A 22137-nucleotide genomic window follows, 5' to 3' on the forward strand; every position below is an offset into this window, starting at 1 on the left:
CTCACACCACCCCGTACAGCCGGTCCCCGGCGTCCCCCAGACCGGGCACGATGTAGCCGTGCTCGTTGAGCCGCTCGTCGATCGCCCCGGTCACCAGGGTCACCGGCGGGTCGATGTCGGCGACGTCCTGCTCCACCCGCTCGATCCCCTCCGGCGCGCTGAGCAGGGTGATCGCGGTGATGTCATCGGCGCCCAGCTCGACCAGGTAGTGGATCGCCGCGGCCAGGGTCCCGCCCGTGGCCAGCATCGGGTCGAGCAGGTAGCACTGCCGCTTGTCCAGGTCGTCCGGCAGCCGGTTGGCGTAGGTGTGCGCCTCCAGGGTCTCCTCGTTGCGCACCATGCCGAGGAACCCGACCTCGGCGGTCGGCAGCATCCGCATCATCCCGTCCAGCATCCCCAGCCCGGCACGCAGGATGGGCACCACCAACGGCTTGGGGGAGGACAGGTGGATGCCGGTGGTCGGTGCCACGGGGGTCTCGATGTCGAACGGGGTGACCCGGACGTCGCGGGTCGCCTCGTAGGCCAGCAGGGTCACCAGCTCGTCGGTCAGCCGACGGAAGGTCGGGGTGTCGGTCCGCTTGTCCCGCAAGTAGGTGAGCTTGTGGTTGATGAGCGGGTGGTCGGCAACATGCACGCGCATACTGCGAAACTTACCCGGTGAGCGATCCGAGCACACCCGGCCGGGAGCCCGGGACCCTCCCCGCGTGGTCCGCGCAGGGGTATGCGGACTGGATGGGGGCCGCCCTCGACGTCGCCGGGGAGGCGGGGTCCGGTGGTGACGTGCCGATCGGCGCCGTCGTCGTCGATGACTCCGGCCGCGTCCTGGGCCGCGGCCACAACGTCCGCGAGGCCGAGCACGACCCGACCGGCCACGCCGAGGTCGTCGCGCTGCGGGAGGCCGGCTCCGCGCGGGGCAGTTGGCGACTGGACGGCGCCAGCCTCGTCGTCACCCTCGAGCCGTGCGCGATGTGCGCCGGGGCGGCCGTGCTCGCCCGGGTCGACCGGATCGTCTACGGGGCGGCCGACCCCAAGGCCGGGGCCTGCGGCTCGGTGTGGGACCTGCCCCGGGACCGCCAGTCGCTGCACCGCCCCGAGGTGGTCGCCGGCGTGCGGGAGCAGGAGTGTGCCGCACTCCTGCTGGATTTCTTCGGCCCCCACCGCCTCGGGTAGCCTGCTGGGCGGTGGCGTGTCCGAGCGGCCTAAGGAGCACGCCTCGAAAGCGTGTGAGGGCGCAAGTCCTCCGTGGGTTCAAATCCCACCGCCACCGCCATGCGTCAAGGCCCTGAAACCCCAGGTCATCTGGGGTTTCAGGGCCTCTTGCGTCCCCGTTCCCGTGGCCTGCGGGCTCCCTCACCGCCAGCACCATTCCCCTGCGGCGGCTCACCTGCGACGATGGGAGCCCTACTCTCGCGAGACGGGAGGTCAACGGTGAGGTTGTGGGGACGAACGGCCGCCTGCGGCCTTCTCACGATCTCGGCCGCTGCCTGCGGAGGCGTGTCTGACGAGCTGGGTCAGCCCCCTGACAGTTCCCCCGCAGCCGCTCAGCCGGATCGCTCCACTGTGCCCGATCACCAGGCTCGGGGCGACCTGATGTGTGGATCGAGCGGATCGGGCGATGTGAATCCCGAGGATTTCCGCGGGACGGACCAGTTGTCCTCGACCCCAGAGGAGGCGGCGGGTCACTCTCTGGAGGCCAGGAGGGACTTCTATGAGAATGACCCGGAGGGGATCGCGCAGGTGGAAGCCGGGGAGCGGTGGATGACGAGCGTCGAGGAAGGCGCGCCACTCACCGCCGAGGAGTTGCAAGCCGGCGCAGGGGCCGAGCTCCAGGCGGCTGCAGCGTTGCGAGGTGCGCAAGCCCTCTCGCAGGCTCTGGAACGGGGGACGGTCGTCGTTGACGAACGTGAGGATGGCTCCCTGGTCCTCGCTACTCCGGATGAGTCGACCACCTTCGCCTCCCTGACCCTGGCCTTCGTGCCAGGCGACGACGGTGGATACATGGGCGTGGCGTTCGGCTATGAGCTGCCTGGCCTCGAGTGTGACCGCGGTCCCGCCTAGCAGCGCACCCGGGACCCTTGCCGACAGCGGCCCCTAGGTCGCGCTCACAGGAACGATCAGGGGTGCCTCAGGGGGCGATCAGGGGACTCACCGAGTGCCCCGGCACGACCCGCGGTGCCACACTCGAGTCAGCAGGGATCGCGCGAGTGCGGCTCACCGGAGCCGTCGGCGATGCCGGCAGGAGGAGCGGATCGTGACCCAGCACGAAGCAGACCAGACACCAGGCCCCGGGGGACCCGACGGGGGCGACAACAAGACGTGGTACGAGGAGTTCACGGTGACCGGCGGGCAGGCGCTGGACAAAGTCAAGGAACTCGTCGCCGAGGGGAACGTGCGGCGCCTGTTCATCAAGAACAGCGAGGGCAAGGTGCTGTTGGAGGTCCCGCTGACCGCGGGTGTCGCCGTCACGGCGGTCACCGCCGTGTTCGCCCCCGTCCTCGTGGCCGTGGGGGCGGTCGCCGCGGTGCTCACGCAGGTGACGATCGGCGTCGAGCGCCAGCGCCCCCGCCTCGATGACGGCGACGCCGGCGCAGGGTCAGCGGAGGACGGGACCGGCGCCGGGGACTGACCTCACTCGGTGACCGCGGGCGTGACCGGCGGATCGGCGGACCAGGGGAAGACGATCCAGTCGTCGGTGTGCCGCCACACGTAGTCGGGCGCCACGACGCTGGGCGGACTTGGCGTAGAGCACCGCGCTGCGGGTCTCGGCGCCGTGGGACTTCAGCAGGTCCAGGACCAGGGCGAGCGTGCGGCCGGAGTCGGCGACGTCGTCGACCACCAGCAGACGCTTGCCGCTGAGGGACTCGGTGTCCAGCATCGGGGCCAGCAGCACCGGGTCAGGCAGCGTCTCGTGCACGTCGGTGTAGAACTCGACGTTGATCGCGTCGGTGAGCTTGACCCCCAGGGCGTAGGACAGACCCCCGCCCGGCACCAGTCCGCCCCGGGCGACCGCGATCAGGATCTCGGGCTCGAAGCCGGAGTCGGCGATCTGCTGCGCGAGCTCGCGGCAGGCCGTCCCCGAATCGCTCCCAGGTGAGTACTTCCTTGTCGGTGAGCTCGGAGGAGTCCGCGTGGTAGGCCATCACCCGGCGAGCCTACCGGCCCCTCCCCGGCCCGTCCTCAGAAGGAGGCCAGGTTCGCCCGGAGGGCGCCCGCATACTCCGTGCGCAGGATGCCGCGGCGACGCAGCACCGGCACGAGCTCGTCCAGCGTCCGGTGCACGGTGACCGGGTGGAGGTCGCCCCACAGCAGGATCCCGTCGTTGTCCGCGGTCTCTCCCAGCTCCTCGATGACGTCGGCGAACTCCTCGGCGGTGCCGACGAAACCGCTGCGGTCCGCGAGCCTGCCCAGGCGGGCCTGCGCGGCGAGCAGGGTGCGCAGCGGGGTCGACTCCACGTCGTGCGTCCCGACCAGGCGCCGGATGCTGCCGTGGGACACGTGGTCGCCGAACACGGCCGGGTCCAGGGGCCGGTCCAGGTCGAGCACGGTCAGGTCGGTCTCCAGGTCGCTGGACTGCCGCTCGGCGATACGGAGTAGGTCCGCCTCCCCGGGGTGGGCAGAGGCGGCCACCAGCCGGTCGGCCTCCTCCGCGCTCGCGGTGAGCACCGGCTGGACCGCGAAGAGCACCTTGACCGAGGACGGGGAGCGGCCCCGCTCACGGGCGGCGGCGTGGATCTTGGCCCGGTAGGCCCGGATGCTCTCGGGGTCCAGCGGGGCGAGCGCGAGCTGCACCTCGGAGTTGGCCCCCGCGAAGGCCAGTCCCCGACCGGAGCCGCCGGGGGAGACGACGACCGGCTCGCCGTCGGTGAAGGGGACGGCGTTCAGCGGTCCGTCGAAGGAGAAGTGCTCCCCGCGGTGCCGCACGGGACGCAACCGGTCCCCGTCGGCATACCGTCCCCGCGCCGGGTCGTCGACCAGGGCACCGTCGTCCCAACTGCGCCACAGCTCCCGGATCCCGTCCAGCCACTCCTCCGCGCGGTCGTATGCCGCGTCGTGCCCCAGCGGGGCCGCATCGCCGAAGTGCCGGGCGCTGCCGGTGTCGGTGACCACGTTCAGACCGAGCCGGTGACCGCTGAGGTGCTGCAGGGTGGCGAACTGGCGGGCGGCGGGGTAGGGCAGGTAGGCGGCCGGGTTGACGGTGGGCACCACGCCCAGGTGCTGGGTCGCCTGGAACAGGTAGGGCGCCAGCAGCAACGGGTCCAGCTTGGGCCCCCCGAATGCCTGCCGCACCCGCAGGTCCAGGGTCTCGGGCGACCCCAGCGATGGGGAGTCCTCGATGATGAGCAGGTCGAATCCCGCCTGCTCCAGCTCCCGGGCGGACTGCTGGTAGAGCTCCGGTCGGGTCCACCGGTAGTTCCAGTCCAGGTAGGGGTGGCCCCAGCCGTGCGGCCCGAAGCCACGGGCCAGGAACCAGCCGAAGTGCTGCAACCGGCTCATGGCGCTTCCCCCACCGCGCCCGCCGCCGCCAGACCGCGGGCCAAGTCGCGGATCAGGTCCGCCGGGTCCTCGATGCCCACGGACAGCCGCAGCGTCCCCGGGAGGATGCCGGAGGCGACCTGTTCCTCGACGGTCCGCAGCACGTGGCTCGTGCTGGCCGGGTGCAACACGAGGGTGCGGACGTCACCCAGGTGGGTCATGTGGGTGACCAGCTCCAGCGACTCGATGAAGCGCCGGGCCGCCTCCTCCCCACCGTCCAGGGTGAAGGCGAAGACGGACCCCTGCCCGTCCGGCAGGTACCGCTGGGCCAGCGGGTGCCATGGGCTGGAGGGCAGCCCGGAGTAGTCGACGGAGGCCACCCCGGGCTGGGCCTCCAGCCAGGTGGCGACCTCCAGGGCGACGGCGCTGTGCCGGGCGACCCGCAACGACAGCGTCTCGACCCCCTGGGCGATGAGGAAGGCGTGCAGCGGCGAGGGGGTCGGGCCTAGTCGGGGCGCGACCGACTCGCGCAGGTAGGTGATTCGCGCCAGACCGCCCCACCGCTCGGTCAGGCTCGGCCCGCCGGTGCGCGGGGCGGCGACCAGGTGGGGGAACAGGTCACCGGACCGCGCGGGGTCGAAGGCCCCGTTGTCGACGATGACCCCGCCCAGCACCGAGCCGTGGCCGGCCAGGAACTTGCTGGCGGAGTGCACCACCAGGTCGGCGCCGTGCTCGAGGGGACGCAGCAGGTATGGCGTGGCGAGGGTGTTGTCGACGACGAGCGGGAGGCCGTGGGCGTGGGCGATGTCGGCCACGGCGGCGATGTCGGCCAGGTCGTTGCGCGGGTTGGGGATGGACTCCAGGAAGAGGGCGCGGGTCTCCGGTCGGATCGCCCGCTCCCACTGGCCGAGGTCACCGGCGTCGGCCACGAAGTCCGTCTCGATCCCCAACCGCGACAGGTTGTCCAGGAAGAGGCCGCGGGTCCCCTCGTAGAGACTCGCGGCGGACAGCACCCGCTGGCCGGCGGACGCCAGCCCGAGCAGGGCGACCGTGACTGCGGCCTGCCCACTGGCCACCAACAACCCCTGCGCCCCGCCCTCGAGCGCCGCGATCTTGCGCTCGGCCGCGTCGCTGCTCGGATTGCCGGTGCGGGTGTAGCCGTACCCCTCGCCGGCCCCGAAGTGGGCGGCGGCCTCGTCGAAGTCCGCGAACCGGAAGCCCGCCGTCAGGTAGATCGGTGTCGCCCGGGGGGTCAGCGGCACCGCTGGCCTCCGGGGTCCCGGCGTGGACCTGCCGGGTCGTGAACCCCGGGACTGGCGGTGTCTCGTCGGGCGGCACTGCACTGGTCATGACGGCACATTACTGGTCGCCATGGAGCCCCTTATGGATTGGGGGAGCTCCTCGCACCGTCAGGACTGGGCCCTCCAGCGCCGCGCCAGGTGCGCTCAGGCCTGGCGGGAGAGCATCTCCAGCAGCTCGTCACGCACGTTCTGCGGCCGCGTCCGGAGCTCCTCGCGGAGCTGCTGCTCCTGGCGGCGCTCCCGCCAGGTCGGGCGGGTGCTCGCTCCAGAGGTCGTGGGGCGGAGACGGGGCAGGGTGAGACGGGGTCCCATGGGTTCTTCCTCGGTGCGGTGGTGCGGGCGGGCTGGACACACAAATGCGCCGGTCACCGGCTCCGGTGCTCGACGCACTCATGTCAACGCCCCGACCGCGGCGAACCTTCCGGAATGTCACGCACCTCACACCCGGCCGGGTGCGCCGCCCCGGGCCGGAGAGACCCGGGGCGGCAGCCTCCTCACTGCGCGTAGTTGAGGGCCTCCAGGTCAGTGAGCACGGTGTCGGCGACCACGCCGGGGCCGCCCAGCACGACCAGCTGCGGTGCGGCGAGCCGGACCAGCTCGGTCGCGGTGACGGGCGGGACGGTCTCGGGACGGACCAGCAGCATCGGCTCACCCAGCGACGCGGCGCGGGCCGCTCCGGCGAGGGCGTCCGGGAAGTTCTGGCCGGTGGCCAGCAGCACCGACTCCGCGTCGGGGTAGCGCTGCGCGATCACGGCGGCCGTGCCGTAGCGGTCGTCGCCGAAGACGCGCTCGACCTCGCCGAACTCTCCCAGCGCGGTGACCACGTCGTCCTCGATCGCCCCGGGGCCACCGAGCACGGTGATCCGCTCCGGCGCGAGGGAGTCCAGGGCGGTCGCGGTCGCCGCGGGCAGTCCGTCGGGCCGGACCAGGAGCACCGGGGCGTCCACGAAGCCGGCGTAGGACGCTCCCGTCAGGGCGTCGGCGTACTCCTCCCCGGTCGCGACGAAGACCTCGGTGACCTCGCCGAACTCGGCGGCGACGGCGGCGGCGGTGCCGTACCGGTTGCTGCCCTCCAGCCGCTCGACGTCACCGGCGGTGAACTCGCCGAGGGCGGTGACCACGTCGTCGGAGACGGCGGACTTGCCGCCCAGCACGGCGATCGAGCCCGGCTCCAATCGGGTCAGCTCCTCGGCGGTGGCCACCGGGATCCGGTCGGGGCGCACCAGCAGCACCGGCACGTCCTGGCTCCCGGCCAGGGCGGACCCGGCGAGCGCATCGGCATACTCCTCCCCGGTCGCCACGTAGACGACCGGCGCGCCCGGCGCGGTCCCGGCCGACAACTCGGCCGCGGTCGCGTACCGGTTGAGGCCGTAGATCCGGTCCACGGAGTCCGGCCCGAGGATGAGCTCGACCTGGTCCTCCCCGCCCTCGCCGACCGACAGGTAGCTCTCGCCGGTGAAGACGAGCATCCCCTGGACCGTGGCCCGCAGGTCCGAGCTGTCCCCGTCCAGGACGTTGGGAAGGCCGCCGTCGGGCAGCTGCTGGCCGGCCATCCAGGTGACCGACAGCTCGATGTCGTCGCCGACAGACCCCAGCGCCGGGGCGACCAGGCCCGTCGTGTTCACCGGGGAGAAGTTCTCCCAATAGCCCTCGTCGGTCCGGGCCTCGCGCAGGTAGTTGCGGACCTGCACCGCGGACTCGGTCACCCCGTCCTGCTCGACCACGGCGGCCAGGGCGCTCAGCCCCAGCCCGCTGGCGTCGTTGTCCGGCACGAAGGTGTCACCGGCGAAGTAGCCCAGGGCTCCGGTCTCGGCGTCCTGGTAGGTGAACATGTGGGTCACCGCCGCGGCGGGCACTTCCGCGCCCGCGCGGTCCAGGCCGAGGATGCACAGGGCCTGGCCGAAGGCATAGCCCCAGCTGCCGCAGGTGCCGTCGTCGGCGATGGAGTCCTCCACCGCCGCGACCAGGTCGACGCCGCCGAAGTCGGTGGCGTCCCGCCCGGTGGCGGCGGCGACGAGGGCGACCTTGCCGGCTGCCGGGCCGCCGGCGCCGGCATAGTCCTCGGCCTGGGTCTCCAGCCAGTCGGTGAGCGCCTCGACCTCGGCGTCGTAGCCGTCGACGGCCAGCAGGGCGAGGATGCCGTCGGCGGTGGCGCCGGGGTCGCCCAGGTTGTCGTCGGTGATCTGGGAGACGACGTAGTCGGCGGCGGCGACGGCCGCCTCCTCGTCGGCGCCGGGCGCCGGGGAGGCATGCGCGACGGGCAGGGGTGCCAGGAGCAGGCAGGCCGCGGTGGCGAGCCCGAGCAGGCGGGGGGTGCGGGACATCGGGGGGACCTTTCGGAGGGTGGCTCGCGACACTCACCCTCGGCGGGGAAGGGGGAAGCCCCGCGTCCGGCTCGTCCCGCAGACCACGGCGGTTCAACACGAGCCCAAGGGCCGGCAGGCATTCCGGCTCCACGCGGGGCGTGTCACGGTTGCGGGTCAGCGCCGGATTCGCACCGGCTTCCCCTACCTGTCCTTCGGTAGCCGCACTCTAGCGCTACCGGTCGCCCGGTGCGCCGTCCGGCTGGAACGTGGGGCGGGCGCCGAACGAGGCACGCCGCGCGGCGCGTCGGAAGGTCGCCAGGAGGGCCGGGCCGAGCAGCACGATCGCCACGGCGTTGGTGATCGCCCGACCGGTGTCCCACCCGGCGGTGGAGGTGAGCAGGGTGAAGACCAGGAACCGGTGCAGGTTCTCCAGGACGGGGGCGCCGGGCACGTAGGAGATGGACCCGTCGTAGTAGTCCAGGCTGGCCCCGGCGATGAACGGCCAGAACCACATGTTCATCAGCATCCCGAAGCCGTAGGCGACGACGACCCCGTAGCCCACGAGCATCGCGATCTCCGCCTTGCCCCGGCACCCGCTGCGGCAGCAGCCCGGCGCCCAGCCCGATCCAGGCGAGCACAGAGCATCTGGAACGGCAGCCACGGCCCGACCCCCGCGGTGAGCAGCGCCGAGGCGAACAGCGAGGTGCACCCCAGCACGAACCCGAAGCCGGGGCCGAAGACCCGTCCGGCGAGCACGAGGACGAAGAACACCATCTCGATGCCGGCCGTGCCGGCCCCGAGGGGGCGCAGCGCGGCGTTGACCGCCGACAGCACCCCCAGCATGGCCAGCGCCTTGGAGTCCATCCCGCCCTCGCCGATCTGGGCGAGGACCACCAGGACCAGGACCGGGAGCACCGCCATGAAGATGAACGGGGCGTCCGTCCCGTGCTGCATCGGGGACGGCTCGACGGTGGTGAACAGCGGCCACAGGAACATCGCCAGCCCGGCGACCGAGGCCAGGGCCAGGACGACCGCCGAGCGGGGACCGAGCCGGACGGCCCGGGGCGCTCGGCCGACGCGCGGCGTCCGCCCGCGGTGTCACGACCCAGTCCCCCTGCGACGCCCAGCGCCGCGTCGACGTCGCCGACGGTGAGCCAGGGGTGGCCCAGCACCTTGGCCACCTGCGGCGCGAAGATCGGGGAGGCGGCGATGACGTCGGCGGCGGGCCCGTCGGCGACCACCTCACCCTCGGCCAGCACCACGACGCGGTCGGCGACGGTGGCCACGAACTCGACGTCGTGGGTGGCCACCACGACCGCGGTGCCCTCGGCCACCAGCGCGGCGAGGATCTCGGCCAGCTGCGCCTTCGCCCCGTAGTCCAGGCCGCGGGTCGGCTCGTCGAGCAGCATCACGCCCGGGGACGCGGTGAGCTGCACCGCCAGCACCAGCGAGAGCCGTTGGCCCTCGGACAGGTCGCGCGGGTGGCGGGCGCCGTCGATGTCCGGCGCGATCCGGTCGAGCAACTGCCGGCAGGTGCCCGGGGCGGAGCCGGACTCCTCGTCGGCGGCCCGGCACTCCGCGTCGACCGTCTCCAGGTAGAGCAGGTCCGCCGCGCTCTGCGGGACCAGCCCGACCAGCTGCCGGGCGTCCCTGGCGGACAGCTTGGCGGTGTCCTGGCCCTGCACCGACACCGTCCCCGAGTGCCGGCGTCCCGACCCCTGGACCGCCCAGAGCAGGGAGGACTTGCCCGACCCGTTGCGGCCCATCAGGGCGGTCACCTCCCCGGGGCGCACGGCCAGGTCGACCCCCCGGACGGCGACGACGTCGCCGTACCGGACGACCACCTGGTGGGCGGTCAGCGCCGGCGGTGCCTCCGCGTCGGGGGCGTGTCGGGAGGGCTGCGGCAGCCTCTCCTCGGGCACGGCCGCCAACTGCTCGCGCAGCGCCGGGGCACGGCGGCGGGCGTCCCGCACCGACAGCGGCAACGGGTCCCACCCGGCCAGTCGCCCGAGCTGGACCACCGGGGGAGCGACCGGTGCGGTGCGCAACTGGTCCTCGCGGGGGACCGTCGCTCACCCCGCCCCCACGCCGGCCCTCCGGCGGGGTCACGACCAGGAGACGATCGGCATACTGCACCACCCGTTCCATCCGGTGCTCGGCCATCAGCACGGTGACCCCCAGGTCGTGCACCAGGCGGGTGATCGCCGACAGAGCCTCCTCCGCGGCCGTGGGGTCCAGCGCCGAGGTCGGCTCGTCCAGCACCAGCACGCGGGGATTCATGGTGAGCACCGAGCCGATGGCCACCCGCTGCTGCTGACCCCCGGAGAGGGTGCGCAGCGGGCGCCGCCGCAGCTCGGCGATCCCGAGCAGGTCGAGGGTCTCCTCGACGCGCTTGCGCATCACGTCCGGTGCGATCGCGAGCTGCTCCATGCCGTAGGCGAGCTCCTCCTCGACGGTGTCGGTGACGAAGCCGGCCAGCGGGTCCTGCCCGACCATGCCCACCAGGTGGGCGAACTCGCGCGGCGGGTGGTCCCGGGTGTCCACGCCGTCGACGGTGACCCGGCCGGACAGGTGCCCGCCGGTGAAGTGCGGCACCAGGCCGTTGACGGCGCGCAGCAGGGTGGACTTGCCGGCGCCGGTGCGCCCGACGACCAGGGCCAGCTCGCCCTCGGGGATCCGCAGGTCGACGCCCTCCAGCACCGGGCCGTCCGCCCCGTCGTAGCTGATCGTGACGTCCTCGAACCGGATCATGCGGGAGCCTCCTCGTGGTCGTCGGCTGGGCGCGGGGCGGAGTCGGATCCGGTATGCCGATCGGTGGCCTCGCGCAGCTCGTCCAGGGTGAGCGGTGCCGGCGGGGTGGCAAAGGCGGGGACCGCTCCCACCAGCGCGGCCAGCACCAGGGCCCCGGACACCTGCGGCCATTGCAGCGGGCTGAGGCTGGGGTTGATGTTGCCGGGGTCGACCTGGAGCGAGAGGTAGACCGCGACACCCGTGGCGAGCCCGCTGCCCCCGGCCACGAACTCGGCCAGGCCCCATCGGTCGGGGCGGTAGCGGGAGCGTTGCACCCGTCGGCCGGTGATCACGAAGCCCACGGCGGCCAGGGCCACGCCGAGTGCCAGCATCGGCATGCCCAGGTAGCGCGGCGCGGTCCCGTCGAGCACGCCGTAGACCCCGACGCAGACCCCGATGAGTCCCACGATGGTGCAGCCACCCGAGAGCAGCCGGGCCGGGGCGGGGACGTGCGCGGAGCGGCCGTAGCCGCGGGAGTCCATGGCGGCGGCCAGCAGCAGCGACCGGTCCAGCGCGTCCTCCAGGACCGGGATGATGATGCCCTTGAGGGCGTGCATGCCCTTGCCGGCCCCGCCACGCAGCTTGCGGGCGCGCCGGACCCGCAGCACGGACTCGGCCAGTTGGGGGAAGACGGACAGGGCGACGACGACGGCCGTGCCGACCTCGTAGAGCGCGCTGGGCACCGACTTGAGCAGCCGCTTGGGGTTGGCCAGGGCGTTGGCGGCGCCGATGCACACGATCATGGTGGCGAGCCGCAGGCCGTCGTAGAAGCCGCCCAGCACCGACTCGGCAGTGACCGGGTCCGAGCAGCCGGATCCCGGCGGCCCAGGCCGGCAGCGGGATCTCCGGCAGGGTGAACAGGACGGTGAGGCCCTCGCCGCCCCCGAAGATGATCCGGAAGAGCACCCGCATCACCACGACGAACGCGGCGACCAGGCAGTAGAGCCGGAACGCCAGCGCCCACGGGGCATCGCCGCGCCGGGCGATGACGACGGTGCTGGCGACGGCGATGATCAGGCCGAGCAGCAGCGGGTTGGTGGTGCGGCTCGCCGCGGTCGCCAGGCCCAGGGCCCACACCCACCACGCGAACGGGTGGAGGGCCCGGGGCAGCCAGTAGACGTGCCAGCGGTCGACCACGGTGGTTGACACTAGGCGGTGCGCCCCGAGCGGCGCCGCGCGGCCGTCGCGGCGAGGGTGAGCAGGACCAGGGCGGCCAGGACGGTCCACCACACCCCGGACGGTATGCCGAGCCAGCCATCCGTGCCGCCCGCGTCGGCCTCCCGGTCGGCGGCCAGATGCTCCCCACCGCTCCAGGGGACCTCCCCGGTGGCGTCGGCGGCGGCGTCGGGTGTGGGCGCGCCCGCCCTCTCCCCGTCCGCGTCATCCGCTGTGTCCTCGTCCCCGTCCCGTGCCTGACGGGGTAGCGGGGCGGGCGCGGCAGCCTCATCCCCGCTGTCGCCCGTCGCGGCCCCGGCGCTCCTGTCGCCGGAGCCGGCGTCGCTCCTGCCGGAGTCACCGTCTGACCCGGCACCAGCACCACTGTCGCCGGACCCGGAGCTGTCCTCATCACCGCCCGCACCGCTTCCTGAGCCGCCGCCCCCCGCACCGTCCCCGGGGCCCCCGCCGGTGGGAGCGGGAGACCCGGTGCCTGGTCCGGTGGTCGGCGCCGGCTGGCCGGGGCCGGTCCCGTCGTCCTCCCGCACCGGGCTGAAGCGGGGCGCCGGGTTGGAGTCCGCCGTCGCGTTGAGCGAGAACGACCACCCCTCGAACCCGCCCGGGATCGGGCTACGGTTCTTCACCCCCCACTGGGAGTACTCCCAGCTCCCGCCGTTCGCGGCGTGCCAGTAGGACCAGTAGGCCGTGGCAGGAGGGGTGTCGATGCAGGCCTCGGTGTAGTTCTCGTCGCCGCGCACCGGCAGCGTCTCCCCGGCGGCCGGGGTGGCCTCGATCCGGCAGATGAAGGAGTCGCCCCAGCGGCGCACCCCCTCCACCTGGAACCCTGCGCCCCGCAGCGCGTCCAGCCCGGTCCCCTCCGCGGAGGGGGAGCACCGGACGATGACCTCCCGGGAGCCGACCTGCTGGAAGTCGACCACGACGGTCACGCCGGTGTCGTCCGGACAGGGGCCGGGGGTGCCGCGCGACGGGTCGATGGCCAGGGCGGGTGAGGGCCCGACACCGGGCAGGATGCTCGTGGGCACCCCGACGGACGTCAGGGCGAGCAGCAACACCGCAGCCAGGCCGGACGCTGCGAAGCGGCGCCCGGTGGCGAAGAAGGCGGCCGTCACGGGGTCACCTCGTCCGTGGTGCCCGGGCCGGTCCGGCCGCTCCGCGCGGTGGTGCTGAAGCGCCCCAGCGCGAAGGCGGCAGCGGCGACGAGCAGCCCACCCACGGCCAGCAGCCAGCCGGACGGGCCGGCTGTCGCGGGCCCACCGGCGGCGGGGGCGGCGGCTGTGGTCGGTGCGGTCGTGGCCGAGGTGTCGTCGGCGGTGCCCGCCGGTGCCAGGGTCAGTGCCTGGGTGAGCACCCCGCCTGGCGCGGTGAGGTAGGAGGACCCGGCCAGCGCGGGCAGCGCCGCGACAGTGGCGTCCCGGTCCGGGTCCCCTCCCGGTGCGCTGGGCAGGGCGCCGTCCTCGTCCTGTTGGGCCTCCAGCCAGGCCGTGCTGGCCCCGCTGTCTATCCCGACGGCGGTGAGTCCGGATGCACCCCACCCGGTGGCCGCGACCACGGGCAGGTCGTCGGCGGCGAAGTCGCCCTCCTCGGCGCGGGACTGCTCCAGCCCCTCCGCCGCGGCCGAGAGGACGTCCTCGTCGGGCGCGGCGGAAGCGTTGAGTGCCTGGACCACCAGGCCCGTGGCGGATCCGGACCCCTCGGCGCACGACCCGGGTCCGGGCTCGGCCGGGAACAGCCCGTCCTCGCACTGCAGGGCGGCCAGCGACTCAGCCCCCGAGACGGCCGCCTCCTGCTCCCCGGCAGCGGTCAGGGCGAGGACCGCCAGGGCCTGGCTGCGGGTGTCGGACTGGTCCCCGAGGTCGGTGGTGTCCGCGAACCAGCCGGTGTCGTCCTGCTGGTCCACCAGCTCCTCGACCAGATCGTCGGCGGGCTGTCCGGAGAGCTCACCGAGGAGCACCAGTTCGGCCATCGGTGCGACGTAGCGGGCCTGCGCGTCGTCGTAGGGCTGCCCGTGGGCGTAGGCGGCGACCTCGTCCGGCTCGAGCAGGAACTGGGTGACCCCGGAGAGGTCCTCGACCGGGACGCCGGCAGCCTGGAGGGCCAGCCAGGCCCGGGCCGTCGCCCCGTGGTCGACGTAGGTGGTCCCGTCGACCTCGGTGCGCAGGTGGGTGCCGTCGACGAGTTGTGCACCCAGGTAGCCCACGGCGGCCTCGACCGCCGCGCTGCCGGGCGGGCTGACCCTCAGTCCGCTGGAGGGGTGGGCCGTCGAGGAGGCCGTGTCGCCGCCGTCCAGGGCATCCGCCGGCGCCGGCACGCCGGTGGACCCGCGCGGGACCGGGGCCCGGTCGGTCGCAGACTGCTCGGGCGAGGCGCTCCCGGAGCCCGGGGCGTCACCGTCCCGGTCGTCCGGTGGGGTCGTGGCACCCGGACCCGTCGGCGCCGGTGAGCCCGTCCCCGGGCTGGTCGCCGCGGGCGGCGTCGGGGTGGGGGTTGGGGTGGGCGTCGGCGAGGGGCTCGGCGTAGGGGTCGGAGTCGGGGTCGGAGTCGGCGGGTTGGGCAGCAGGGGGTCGTTCCCGATCTGCCCGAACGGGACGGGGGAGAGGGCAAGCACCGCCTGCGGCGTCGCCCGGCGCCACTGGTCCCGGGCCGTCCCGATCCCGGAGTCGGCCGCGATGTCCCAGGCGGCCTGGTCGTAGGCGATCGCCCCGATCTCACCGTCCAGGGCCGTCCCGGCGGCACTGTCCGGATCCAGGTGCAGGGAGGCGACGTAGTCCCGGGCCCGCTCCGCGGCCTGCGTGCGGCCCCCCGCGGCCAGTGTCTGCGCGGCGAGTCCGGTGGAGTTGGTGTTGGAGCCGCTGGTCGAGACGCCACCGCCGAACGAGCCGTCCGCCCGCTGGGCGCTGACCAGCCAGTCCAGCCCGGCGTCGATGTCGTCCTGCAGGCCTGCCACCCCGGAGTCGCGGGCGGCCATCATCGCCTGCACTCCCATGGCCGTGCCGTCCACGTCGGGTGCGGACATCCCCGCGGCCTTGCCGCCGTCGCAGGTCAGGTCGGGGTTGCTCTCCGCGTCGTTGCTGTACATCCGGAAGTAGCCCTCGGAGCACTGGTGCTTGTCCAGGAACTCCACCGCCGAGCCCGGGAGGCCGCCGGACCGGGCCAGCCCCAGCACCGCCAGGGACTGGGCGAAGACGTTGCTGTCGTCCCGGTTGGGGGAGGAGATGATCCGGTCCTTGATCCGGCCGTGCTCCGGGTCGCCCGGGTCGTCCACGATCAGCTCCAGCGTCTCCCCGTGCAGATCCCGGCCGCCGAAGGAGTGCACGTCGGCGCCCCCCACCACGGCGGCCAGGAGCGTCTTGGCGGTCGGCCCGGCGATCCGGGTCTGCGGGTCGGGATACCAGGCTGGCCCGGCATAGTCGGCCACGTGCGCCGCCAGCTGTGCGGTGAGCTCCGCTGCGGCGTCCTGGCCGTGCCCGGTCGCGTGCAGCGCGAACAGCACGTCGGCGCTCAGGCCCCAGTCGGCGGTGCCGCCGGGGCCCGGGACTGCCCCCGTGCCGGGGTCGACCTCCCCGATCAGCCAGCCGGCGGTCTGGGCCGACCGTTCCTCATCGGTGCTGTGCGGGGTCGCATCTGCCGCGGCCCGATCCAGCACGCCGGTGCCGGTCGGCGCCGACGCGACACCACCGGTGAGGAGGAGGGCCAAGCCCAGCCCCACGGCATACCTGCGCCGGCTCCCGCTCAGGGTCACGGCGCCACCGCATACTGCGCCAACTGGTCCAGCACCGTCTTGCTGACCGTCCCCTCACCGCCGAGGACGATGATGGCCTGGGGCCGGAGACGCGAGAGCTCGGTCATGGTGGGGGCGGGCAGGGTGTCCTTGCGGGTGAGCAGCACCGGTCCCTCCGTCCGGCCCGCGAGGGCGGAGCCGGCGAGGGCATCCGGGAAGTTGTCGCCCGTGGCGACGTACGCGACGTCGACACCGGGGCCGAACCCGGTCCGGGAGACCTCGGCGGCCGTCGCGTAGCGGTTGGCCCCCTCCACCCGGGTGACCGAGTCGGCATACCCGCTCAGCGTGGTGAGCACCGGCGTGCCGATGACCGTCTCGCCGCCGATGACCACGATCTCCTGCAGGTCCAGGCGCTCCAGGGCCTCGACGGTCTCGCTCGGCACTCGGTCCTGTCGGGTGAGCAGCACGGGGACGCCCTGCGCGCCGGCTCGCGCTGCTGCGGACAGGGCGTCGGGGAAGTTGTCGCCGGTGGCGATGTAGACCCGGTCCACGGACGCCACCGGGAACTGGCGGGAGACCTGCTCGGCCGTGCCGTAGCGGTTCAGCCCCCGCAGGCGGGTCACCGTCCCGGACGTGTAGCCCTTGAGCTCGGTCAGGACGGGGTCGGCGACGACACCCTCGCCGCCCAGCACCACGATGCGCTGCGGTGCGAGCTGCTCCAGGGCAGCCGCGGTGGCAGCCGGCACCCGGTCCGGCTCGGTCAGCAGGACCGGCACGTCGCCCCGCCCGGCCAGCGCCGACCCGGCGAGCGCGTCCGGGAAGCCCTGCCCGGTCGCGACGTAGGCGACGGCCACCCCCTTCTGGTACTTGCCGGCGACCTCCGCGGCCGTCGCGTAGCGGTTGCTGCCGGCCAGCCGGTAGGCGGGCGGGCGCGTGGCGTCCAGGCTGGGCGGCGGGTTCGTCGTGGGGGTGCGGTTCAGGGAGAAGGACCACCCCTCGAAGCCCCCGGGGATGGCGTCGCGGTTCTCCAGGCCCAGGGCGCTGTAGGTCCAGTCCGCCCCGTTGGGGGCGTGCCAGTAGGACCAGTAGGCGTTGGCGGGCGGGGTGTCACCGCAGTCCTCGCGGTAGGTCGGGTCGCCGTTCCGGGCGATCGGCTCGTCGGCGGCGGGGCGGCCGTCGAGGCGGCAGGCGAAGGCGGTGCCCCAACGCTCGGTGCCGGTCAGATCGATCCCGGCGGCGGCCAGCGCCTCCAGGCCGGTGCCGGAGAAGTCCGTCCCGGCGGAGGGTCCCGGCGCGCACCGGATCAGGTCCTGCCCGTCGTGCGTCTTCCACGGACCCAGCTCCTGGAAGTCGACGATGACGGTGACCCCGTGGTCGTCCAGGCAGTAGCCGGCGTACCCCAGGTCGGACAGTTGCTGCGGCGGTGCCTGCGGAGCGGCCTCGTCGGGGGCGGCGGTGCTGCCCGGGGCCGTCGGGACGACGGTGGCGGCGAGCAGGCCGAGTGCGGCGATCGTGGCGCGGCGGACGGACTTCATGGCGGGTAGACCTCGTTCCCCTGTGTCGGCCGAGGTCCCGGTCGCCGGGGGTCGCTGCCCGCCGGTCTCCTCCCGCGTGCCTCGACGGGTGTGGTGGAGCTGGCCACTCCCGGGCATTCGGGCTCGTCGACGGCCTGAGGCCGCCGACCTACCGTTGCGGGTCAGCGCCGGACTTCGACCGGCTTCCCCCGTGGGTGGCGTGGTCCGGTCAGTCTAGCCGAGCGCTCAGGAAGTGCCGGACCGCTCGGCGGCGGCCGCGATGTCGGCGAGGTCGGTCTCCAGGGCCTTGCGAGTGGCCTTCAGCCCCAGGGTGCCGAAGGCCTTCCAGAGCAGCTTGTGCACACCCGTCGGCTCCGGACCGTGCGCGCCGAACTCCATGGTCAGCTCGGTGGCCCCGTCGACGGGTGTCAGGGTGAAGACCGTGCGGTAGTCGGTGCCGCCGGAGGAGGCGGCCACCTCGGTGCGCCGGTGCGGGTCGCTGTCGACGACCCACATCTCCTCGGTCGCCTTGCGACCCATCACGGTGCGGGTCTCCCGCCACCGGGTCCCCACGGCATACGGACCGTCGGTCAGCACGTCCAGCGACACCACGTTGCTGAGCACGTCGGGGGCGTGCGCGAGGTCGGTGAGCACCTGCCAGACCCGGTCCGGCGCGGCCTCGATCCGGCGGCTCACCGTCATCTCGTGACCGACGCCCCCGGTGGGCTCCGGATCGGTCATCGGTCCTCCTCCGTGGAGGCCGGATCGGACTCCTCGCCCTCCTCGCCCTCGACCTCGGGCAGCTCGGCGAAGTCGGGCCCGAGCACCAGGTCGATGGTGTCGCTCTCCCGCTCGTCCTCGAGCAGCTCGGCGTCGGGGACCAGCTCGTGGAGCGCCTCGGCCGCCTCCGCCCCGGCCGGACCGAACCGGATGTGCGCGGCTCCCTCGACGGTCGACTGCTCGGGGTCGTTGGCGTAGCCCTGGACGTCGTAGCCGCGCGCCGTCAGCGCGTCCGCCGTCTGACTGGCCAAACCGGACCGCTGCGTGGCGTTGTAGACGTTGACCTTGATCTCCTCCGGCGGCAGGGCCGTGGCGGGGGCCGTCGCGGTCACCTGGTCGCGGTCCTCGTCCGACCCGTCGTCGGAGGACAACCACCCCTGGTAGTAGGCGGCGGCGTAGGCGAACACGGCGAGCAGCAGGATGAGCAGGCCGGTGAGCACCAGGGCGGTCCGGCGTCGGCGTCGGCGGGCCGCGGTGGACATCCCGGCGGTCCGTACGTACCCCATCCGGCCTCTCCTTCCTTTGGCGCCCGTGTGGCTGCTGCCGGGGCGTTGCTCCCGGCGGGCACCGACACGTCCTGCTACGGCACGGTACCCAGGGCGGTTCAGTCAATCACCAGGACACGCCCGTGCACGAACGGCCGTTGTGCCAGGGCCGCCCGGAGTGCCCGGTGCAGGCCGTCCTCCAGGTACAGCTCGCCGCGGTACTGCACGATGTGGCAGAAGATGTCGCCGTAGAAGGTGGAGTCCGGGGACAGCAACAACTGGAGGTCGAGGGTGGACTTGGTGGTGGTCAGCTCGTCCAGTCGGATCATCCGGGGCGGCAGATGGGACCAGTCCCGAGGGTCCTCCAGACCGTGCGGGGGGTAGGGGCGATCGTCCCCCACGGCCTTGAAGATCATCCGGCCAGTGTAGGGAGTCACTAGAGTCTGGCCTGTGAGCGACGACGCGACGAGCCCCCAGATCGAGGCCATCACGGCCGGATACGCCTTCGACGGTCCGTCCATCACCCTCGGCGCGGCGCTGGACGACACCGGGACAGCGGTCCCGGAGGCCACGGTCCGGCTCCCGCTCGGGTCGATGAACCGGCACGGCCTGGTGGCCGGCGCCACCGGGACCGGGAAGACAGTGACCCTGCAGGTGATCGCCGAGCAGCTGTCGGCCCAGGGGGTGCCGGTGTTCCTGGCCGACATCAAGGGCGACCTGTCCGGCCTGGCGACCGCCGGCAGTGGGAACGAGAAGATCTCCTCCCGGATGGAGTCGATGGGGCAGGACTGGGAGGGCACGGCATACCCCGTGGAGTTCCTCAGCCTCGGCGGTCACGGGACCGGCGTGCCGGTCCGGGCCACGGTCAGCGGGTTCGGGCCGCTGCTGCTGGCCAAGGTGCTCGGTCTCAACGCGACCCAGGAGTCCAGCCTCGGCCTGGTGTTCCACTACGCCGACAAGAACGGGCTGGCACTGCTCGACCTCAAGGACCTGCAGGCCGTGATCAAGCACCTGCTCTCCGACGAGGGCAAGGCGGACCTGAAGGACCTGGGCGGGCTGTCGTCCTCCACCGCCGGCGTCATCCTGCGCCAGCTGATCGCCTTCGCCGACCAGGGGGCCGAGGACTTCTTCGGGGAGCCGGAGTTCGACACCGACGACCTCATCCGGGTCCGCGACGACGGCACCGGGGTGATCACCTGCCTGGAGCTGCCGGGGGTGCGGGACAAGCCGGTCGTCTTCTCCACCTTCCTGATGTGGCTGCTGGCCGAGCTGTTCCAGGACCTACCGGAGGTCGGCGACCCGGAGAAGCCGAAGCTGGTCTTCTTCTTCGACGAGGCGCACCTGCTGTTTAACGACGCGTCCAAGGCGTTCCTGGCCTCGGTCGAGCAGGCCGTGCGCCTCATCAGGTCCAAGGGCGTCGGGGTGTTCTTCGTGACGCAGACCCCGAAGGACGTGCCGGACGGCATCCTCGGTCAGCTGGGCAACCGGGTGCAGCACGCCCTGCGGGCCTTCACGCCCGACGACGCCAAGGCACTGCGGGCCACCGTGCGCACCTTCCCGAACAGCGAGTACGACCTTGAGGAGGTGCTGACCCAGCTGGGCACCGGCGAGGCAGTGATCACCGTGCTCTCCGAGAAGGGGGCCCCGACGCCGGTGGCACGGACGCTGCTGCGGGCGCCGCAGGGCCAGATCGGGCCCTCGGACGAGGCGTTGGTCCAGCAGGTGGTCGCCGGCTCGTCGCTGGCGCCCAAGTATGCCGAGGCGCTGGACCGCGAATCGGCCTACGAGATGCTGACGGCCCGGCTGGAGGCCGGTGCCGCGGGAGCCGGGGCCCCGGAGGTGTCGGCCGACGCCGACCTGGAGCGGGAGCTGGAGCAGGCCGGCAAGGACGGGTCGTGGGACGGCGAGGGTGCAGGCCCCGCCGCCCCACCGCGCAAGCCGGAGCCGCAGCAGGAGTCGGTGCTGGAGCGGGTGGTGGAGTCCTCGGCGTTCCGCTCCATGTTGCGCTCGGCGGGGACCGTCATCGGCCGCGAGGTGACCCGGAGCATCTTTGGGACGGCCAAGCGCCGCCGCTGACGGGCGGGAGCCCGGGAAGCACACGAGCCCCCGGACCGGCTAGGTCCGGGGGCTCGGCGATGTCCTGCGACATCCGCTGGCGGAGGATGGGGGATTTGAACCCCCGAGGGTTTTATCCCAACACGATTTCCAATCGTGCGCACTAGGCCGCTATGCGAATCCTCCGCCGGAGAGGTTACCTGACTCGCGGCCCGGAACGTGAACCGGCGGCCTCCAGCGACCTGGGCACACCCCGGTCAACGGTGGTGTCGCTAGGAGGTCCGGAGCGAGCGGGCGACGGTGGAGGGGAGCCGGGAGGTCCCGGTCAGCCGTAGGCCCACGCCGTGGACTGGTTGCCCGATGCGGGGACCGCCGGCGTCGGCGATCTTGCGGCGCAGCCTGCTCAGGTGGGGCGCGATGTCGGCGGAGTGGGTGCGCAGGCCGATCTGCTGGGCCAGCTCGCCGCGGGTCTGGATGTGCAGCGGCTTGGACATCAGCGCCGCCAGCAGGTCGAACTCGGTGCGGGTCAGTGCCAGGGGGCTCCCGGCCACCCAGGCTGCGCGGTCGTCCAGGTCGACCACGATGGAGTCGTACTGTGAGTCGGCGGGTCGCCGGCCCCGGGATGCCCGGGGAGTGCCCCGCCCGGGCCGGAGCAGGCGCAGCGTCGCCACGGCGAGTGTCGGTTGGGTGCGCCCCGAGTAGGCGAGCAGGTCCCGCGGGGTCGTGACCTCCGCGACCTCGATGCCGCTGTCATGGAGGGTGTGGCGGACCGTTTGTCCGACCATCCCGTCGTCGGCCAGGAGGGCAATCAGGGGCATCCTGCGCTCCGTTCCGAGGGGATTGGCCCGATCGTTATGAAACGTAAATCGAAACGCAAACAACTCGCAAGTACTTATGGGAATGGTAAGCATCGAGTCATGGGCCTCATCTACGAGTGACAAGTAGTACGCAAGCGGGGGAGCCGGGCTCACGCCCCGGATATGCCCATCCAACGAAGGATTCGCTGTGTCTGCTCTGCCTGCTGGTCGCGGCCCTGCCCGCGACCGGGTCCACCGGTCCCGCACCTCTGTCGCCGTCCTGGCGACCATGGCCCTGCTGCTGTCCCTGTTCGGCACCGCCGGCGCGGTCGCCGACGAGGAGGCGCCCGCCGAGGAGGTGCTCGGCAGCGCCACGCTGCTCAGCGTCGACGCGCCGGTGCCGCCGTCGCAGGCGCCACCTTCGAGCTGACCGACGCGGCCACCGGTGCCTCCCGCGCCGTCACCGACGGCAGCGACGAGGACGGCGACCCGGCCGACGGCACCGTGCTGGTGCACGACCTCGCCGTCGGGTCCTATGTCGCGACCCTGGCCGAGGCACCCGAGGGATACCAGGTTCCCGAGGCCCCGCAGACGGTCGTGGTCACGGGCACCCAGGCCGACGCCATGCTGGAGACCACCTTCGTGGCGCTGCCCCTGGCCAACGCCCCGCCCGCCGACGAGGCGGAGCAGGACGAGGCGGTCCAGGACGAGGGTGAGCAGGACCGAGAGGGGCGGCAGGAGG

Annotated in this window: 20 protein-coding genes, 2 tRNA genes, 4 pseudogenes and 1 riboswitch; of the genes and pseudogenes, 7 read left to right on the top strand and 19 right to left on the bottom strand. The window is 73.2% G+C overall.

All coding sequences use genetic code 11. The features are described 5' to 3' along the window. Nucleotide 1: 1 nt before the first annotated feature. Nucleotides 2–640 (bottom strand): uracil phosphoribosyltransferase, encoded by a 639-nt coding sequence (gene upp, locus AC1QRC_RS04490; protein WP_484205612.1) that lies wholly within the window; start codon nt 638–640, stop codon nt 2–4. A gap of 92 nt (nt 641–732) precedes the next feature. Between upp and AC1QRC_RS04495 the strand changes: the two genes are divergently transcribed. From AC1QRC_RS04495 to AC1QRC_RS04510, 4 genes are all read left to right on the top strand, one after another. Continuing rightward, nucleotides 733–1170 carry a nucleoside deaminase gene (locus AC1QRC_RS04495; protein ID WP_484206573.1) on the top strand — a complete coding sequence of 146 codons (438 nt, stop codon included), beginning with the start codon at nt 733–735 and terminating at the stop codon, nt 1168–1170. A 10-nt stretch (nt 1171–1180) separates the two neighbouring features. Next, a tRNA-Ser gene (locus tag AC1QRC_RS04500) sits at nt 1181–1270 on the top strand. 290 nt (nt 1271–1560) lie between these two features. Continuing rightward, nucleotides 1561–2058: a hypothetical protein gene (locus AC1QRC_RS04505; RefSeq protein ID WP_484205613.1), complete on the top strand. Its 498-nt coding sequence runs from the start codon at nt 1561–1563 to the stop codon at nt 2056–2058. A 193-nt stretch (nt 2059–2251) separates the two neighbouring features. Next, nucleotides 2252–2626: a DUF4342 domain-containing protein gene (locus tag AC1QRC_RS04510; protein ID WP_484205614.1), complete on the top strand. Its 375-nt coding sequence runs from the start codon at nt 2252–2254 to the stop codon at nt 2624–2626. A gap of 2 nt (nt 2627–2628) precedes the next feature. Here AC1QRC_RS04510 and AC1QRC_RS04515 read toward each other — a convergent pair. The 16 genes and pseudogenes from AC1QRC_RS04515 to AC1QRC_RS04590 all read right to left on the bottom strand — a co-directional run bounded on the left by AC1QRC_RS04515 (nt 2629) and on the right by AC1QRC_RS04590 (nt 18959). Then, a pseudogene (locus AC1QRC_RS04515) lies at nt 2629–3140 on the bottom strand (phosphoribosyltransferase). Nucleotides 3141–3177: 37 nt separating this feature from the next. Continuing rightward, nucleotides 3178–4494 (bottom strand): NtaA/DmoA family FMN-dependent monooxygenase, encoded by a 1317-nt coding sequence (locus AC1QRC_RS04520; protein ID WP_484205615.1) that lies wholly within the window; start codon nt 4492–4494, stop codon nt 3178–3180. Next, nucleotides 4491–5735, bottom strand: coding sequence for an O-acetylhomoserine aminocarboxypropyltransferase/cysteine synthase family protein (locus AC1QRC_RS04525; RefSeq protein WP_484205616.1), 1245 nt, complete (start codon nt 5733–5735; stop codon nt 4491–4493). The genes AC1QRC_RS04520 and AC1QRC_RS04525 overlap by 4 nt, the downstream gene beginning before the upstream one ends. Nucleotides 5736–5918: 183 nt before the next feature. Beyond that, nucleotides 5919–6086, bottom strand: a complete 168-nt coding sequence (locus AC1QRC_RS04530; protein ID WP_484205617.1) for a hypothetical protein — start codon at nt 6084–6086, stop codon at nt 5919–5921. Between the two features lie 182 nt (nt 6087–6268). After that, nucleotides 6269–8098 (bottom strand): cell wall-binding repeat-containing protein, encoded by a 1830-nt coding sequence (locus tag AC1QRC_RS04535; RefSeq protein ID WP_484205618.1) that lies wholly within the window; start codon nt 8096–8098, stop codon nt 6269–6271. 96 nt (nt 8099–8194) lie between these two features. Further along, a riboswitch (cobalamin riboswitch) is annotated at nt 8195–8304 on the bottom strand. 8 nt (nt 8305–8312) lie between these two features. Then, nucleotides 8313–8648 (bottom strand): hypothetical protein, encoded by a 336-nt coding sequence (locus AC1QRC_RS04540; protein WP_484205619.1) that lies wholly within the window; start codon nt 8646–8648, stop codon nt 8313–8315. Next, nucleotides 8600–9076 (bottom strand): hypothetical protein, encoded by a 477-nt coding sequence (locus tag AC1QRC_RS04545; RefSeq protein WP_484205620.1) that lies wholly within the window; start codon nt 9074–9076, stop codon nt 8600–8602. The genes AC1QRC_RS04540 and AC1QRC_RS04545 overlap by 49 nt, the downstream gene beginning before the upstream one ends. Before the next feature lie 347 nt (nt 9077–9423). Beyond that, nucleotides 9424–9846, bottom strand: a pseudogene (locus AC1QRC_RS04550) (ATP-binding cassette domain-containing protein); the annotation flags it as partial. Nucleotides 9847–10381: 535 nt separating this feature from the next. Next, nucleotides 10382–10831 (bottom strand): annotated as a pseudogene (locus AC1QRC_RS04555) (ABC transporter ATP-binding protein); the annotation flags it as partial. Then, a complete protein-coding gene (locus tag AC1QRC_RS04560; protein ID WP_484205621.1) occupies nt 10828–11652 on the bottom strand; it encodes a CbiQ family ECF transporter T component in 825 nt (274 codons plus the stop codon). The pseudogene AC1QRC_RS04555 and the gene AC1QRC_RS04560, both read right to left, overlap by 4 nt. Before the next feature lie 366 nt (nt 11653–12018). Further along, complete coding sequence (locus tag AC1QRC_RS04565; protein WP_484205622.1) at nt 12019–13155, bottom strand: hypothetical protein; 1137 nt, start codon at nt 13153–13155, stop codon at nt 12019–12021. Further along, nucleotides 13152–15785, bottom strand: coding sequence for a hypothetical protein (locus AC1QRC_RS04570; protein WP_484205623.1), 2634 nt, complete (start codon nt 15783–15785; stop codon nt 13152–13154). The genes AC1QRC_RS04565 and AC1QRC_RS04570 overlap by 4 nt, the downstream gene beginning before the upstream one ends. Then, nucleotides 15782–17299: a cell wall-binding repeat-containing protein gene (locus AC1QRC_RS04575; RefSeq protein WP_484205624.1), complete on the bottom strand. Its 1518-nt coding sequence runs from the start codon at nt 17297–17299 to the stop codon at nt 15782–15784. The genes AC1QRC_RS04570 and AC1QRC_RS04575 overlap by 4 nt, the downstream gene beginning before the upstream one ends. Before the next feature lie 225 nt (nt 17300–17524). Beyond that, on the bottom strand, nt 17525–18019 hold the full coding sequence (locus AC1QRC_RS04580; protein ID WP_484205625.1) for an SRPBCC family protein: 495 nt from the start codon (nt 18017–18019) through the stop codon (nt 17525–17527). Further along, nucleotides 18016–18564: a LytR C-terminal domain-containing protein gene (locus tag AC1QRC_RS04585; protein WP_484205626.1), complete on the bottom strand. Its 549-nt coding sequence runs from the start codon at nt 18562–18564 to the stop codon at nt 18016–18018. The genes AC1QRC_RS04580 and AC1QRC_RS04585 overlap by 4 nt, the downstream gene beginning before the upstream one ends. Before the next feature lie 98 nt (nt 18565–18662). Beyond that, nucleotides 18663–18959 carry a type II toxin-antitoxin system VapB family antitoxin gene (locus tag AC1QRC_RS04590; RefSeq protein WP_484205627.1) on the bottom strand — a complete coding sequence of 99 codons (297 nt, stop codon included), beginning with the start codon at nt 18957–18959 and terminating at the stop codon, nt 18663–18665. Between the two features lie 34 nt (nt 18960–18993). Here AC1QRC_RS04590 and AC1QRC_RS04595 point away from each other — a divergent pair, with 34 nt between their 5' ends. Further along, a complete protein-coding gene (locus AC1QRC_RS04595) occupies nt 18994–20619 on the top strand; it encodes a helicase HerA-like domain-containing protein (protein WP_484205628.1) in 1626 nt (541 codons plus the stop codon). A 77-nt stretch (nt 20620–20696) separates the two neighbouring features. Here the strand turns inward: AC1QRC_RS04595 and AC1QRC_RS04600 are convergent. After that, a tRNA-Ser gene (locus tag AC1QRC_RS04600) sits at nt 20697–20784 on the bottom strand. 86 nt (nt 20785–20870) lie between these two features. Beyond that, nucleotides 20871–21416 (bottom strand): winged helix-turn-helix domain-containing protein, encoded by a 546-nt coding sequence (locus AC1QRC_RS04605; RefSeq protein ID WP_484205629.1) that lies wholly within the window; start codon nt 21414–21416, stop codon nt 20871–20873. Nucleotides 21417–21603: 187 nt separating this feature from the next. Between AC1QRC_RS04605 and AC1QRC_RS04610 the strand changes: the two genes are divergently transcribed. Then, nucleotides 21604–21825, top strand: a complete 222-nt coding sequence (locus tag AC1QRC_RS04610; protein ID WP_484205630.1) for a hypothetical protein — start codon at nt 21604–21606, stop codon at nt 21823–21825. After that, nucleotides 21822–21950: pseudogene (locus AC1QRC_RS04615) on the top strand (hypothetical protein); the annotation flags it as partial. The gene AC1QRC_RS04610 and the pseudogene AC1QRC_RS04615, both read left to right, overlap by 4 nt. Between the last annotated feature and the right edge of the window lie 187 nt (nt 21951–22137).

This window comes from Ornithinicoccus sp., assembly GCF_057176825.1.

What these genes read in the sequence shown, in the direction of transcription:
- AC1QRC_RS04535 (WP_484205618.1), bottom strand. Translation starts at nt 8,098, where the DNA reads ATGTCCCGCACCCCCCGCCTGCTCGGGCTCGCCACCGCGGCCTGCCTG.
- AC1QRC_RS04540 (WP_484205619.1), bottom strand. Translation starts at nt 8,648, where the DNA reads ATGCTCGTGGGCTACGGGGTCGTCGTCGCCTACGGCTTCGGGATGCTG.
- AC1QRC_RS04580 (WP_484205625.1), bottom strand. Translation starts at nt 18,019, where the DNA reads ATGACCGATCCGGAGCCCACCGGGGGCGTCGGTCACGAGATGACGGTG.
- AC1QRC_RS04590 (WP_484205627.1), bottom strand. Translation starts at nt 18,959, where the DNA reads ATGATCTTCAAGGCCGTGGGGGACGATCGCCCCTACCCCCCGCACGGT.
- AC1QRC_RS04495 (WP_484206573.1), top strand. Translation starts at nt 733, where the DNA reads ATGGGGGCCGCCCTCGACGTCGCCGGGGAGGCGGGGTCCGGTGGTGAC.
- AC1QRC_RS04545 (WP_484205620.1), bottom strand. Translation starts at nt 9,076, where the DNA reads ATGTTCCTGTGGCCGCTGTTCACCACCGTCGAGCCGTCCCCGATGCAG.
- AC1QRC_RS04520 (WP_484205615.1), bottom strand. Translation starts at nt 4,494, where the DNA reads ATGAGCCGGTTGCAGCACTTCGGCTGGTTCCTGGCCCGTGGCTTCGGG.
- upp (WP_484205612.1), bottom strand. Translation starts at nt 640, where the DNA reads ATGCGCGTGCATGTTGCCGACCACCCGCTCATCAACCACAAGCTCACC.
- AC1QRC_RS04530 (WP_484205617.1), bottom strand. Translation starts at nt 6,086, where the DNA reads ATGGGACCCCGTCTCACCCTGCCCCGTCTCCGCCCCACGACCTCTGGA.
- AC1QRC_RS04605 (WP_484205629.1), bottom strand. Translation starts at nt 21,416, where the DNA reads ATGCCCCTGATTGCCCTCCTGGCCGACGACGGGATGGTCGGACAAACG.
- AC1QRC_RS04575 (WP_484205624.1), bottom strand. Translation starts at nt 17,299, where the DNA reads ATGAAGTCCGTCCGCCGCGCCACGATCGCCGCACTCGGCCTGCTCGCC.
- AC1QRC_RS04585 (WP_484205626.1), bottom strand. Translation starts at nt 18,564, where the DNA reads ATGGGGTACGTACGGACCGCCGGGATGTCCACCGCGGCCCGCCGACGC.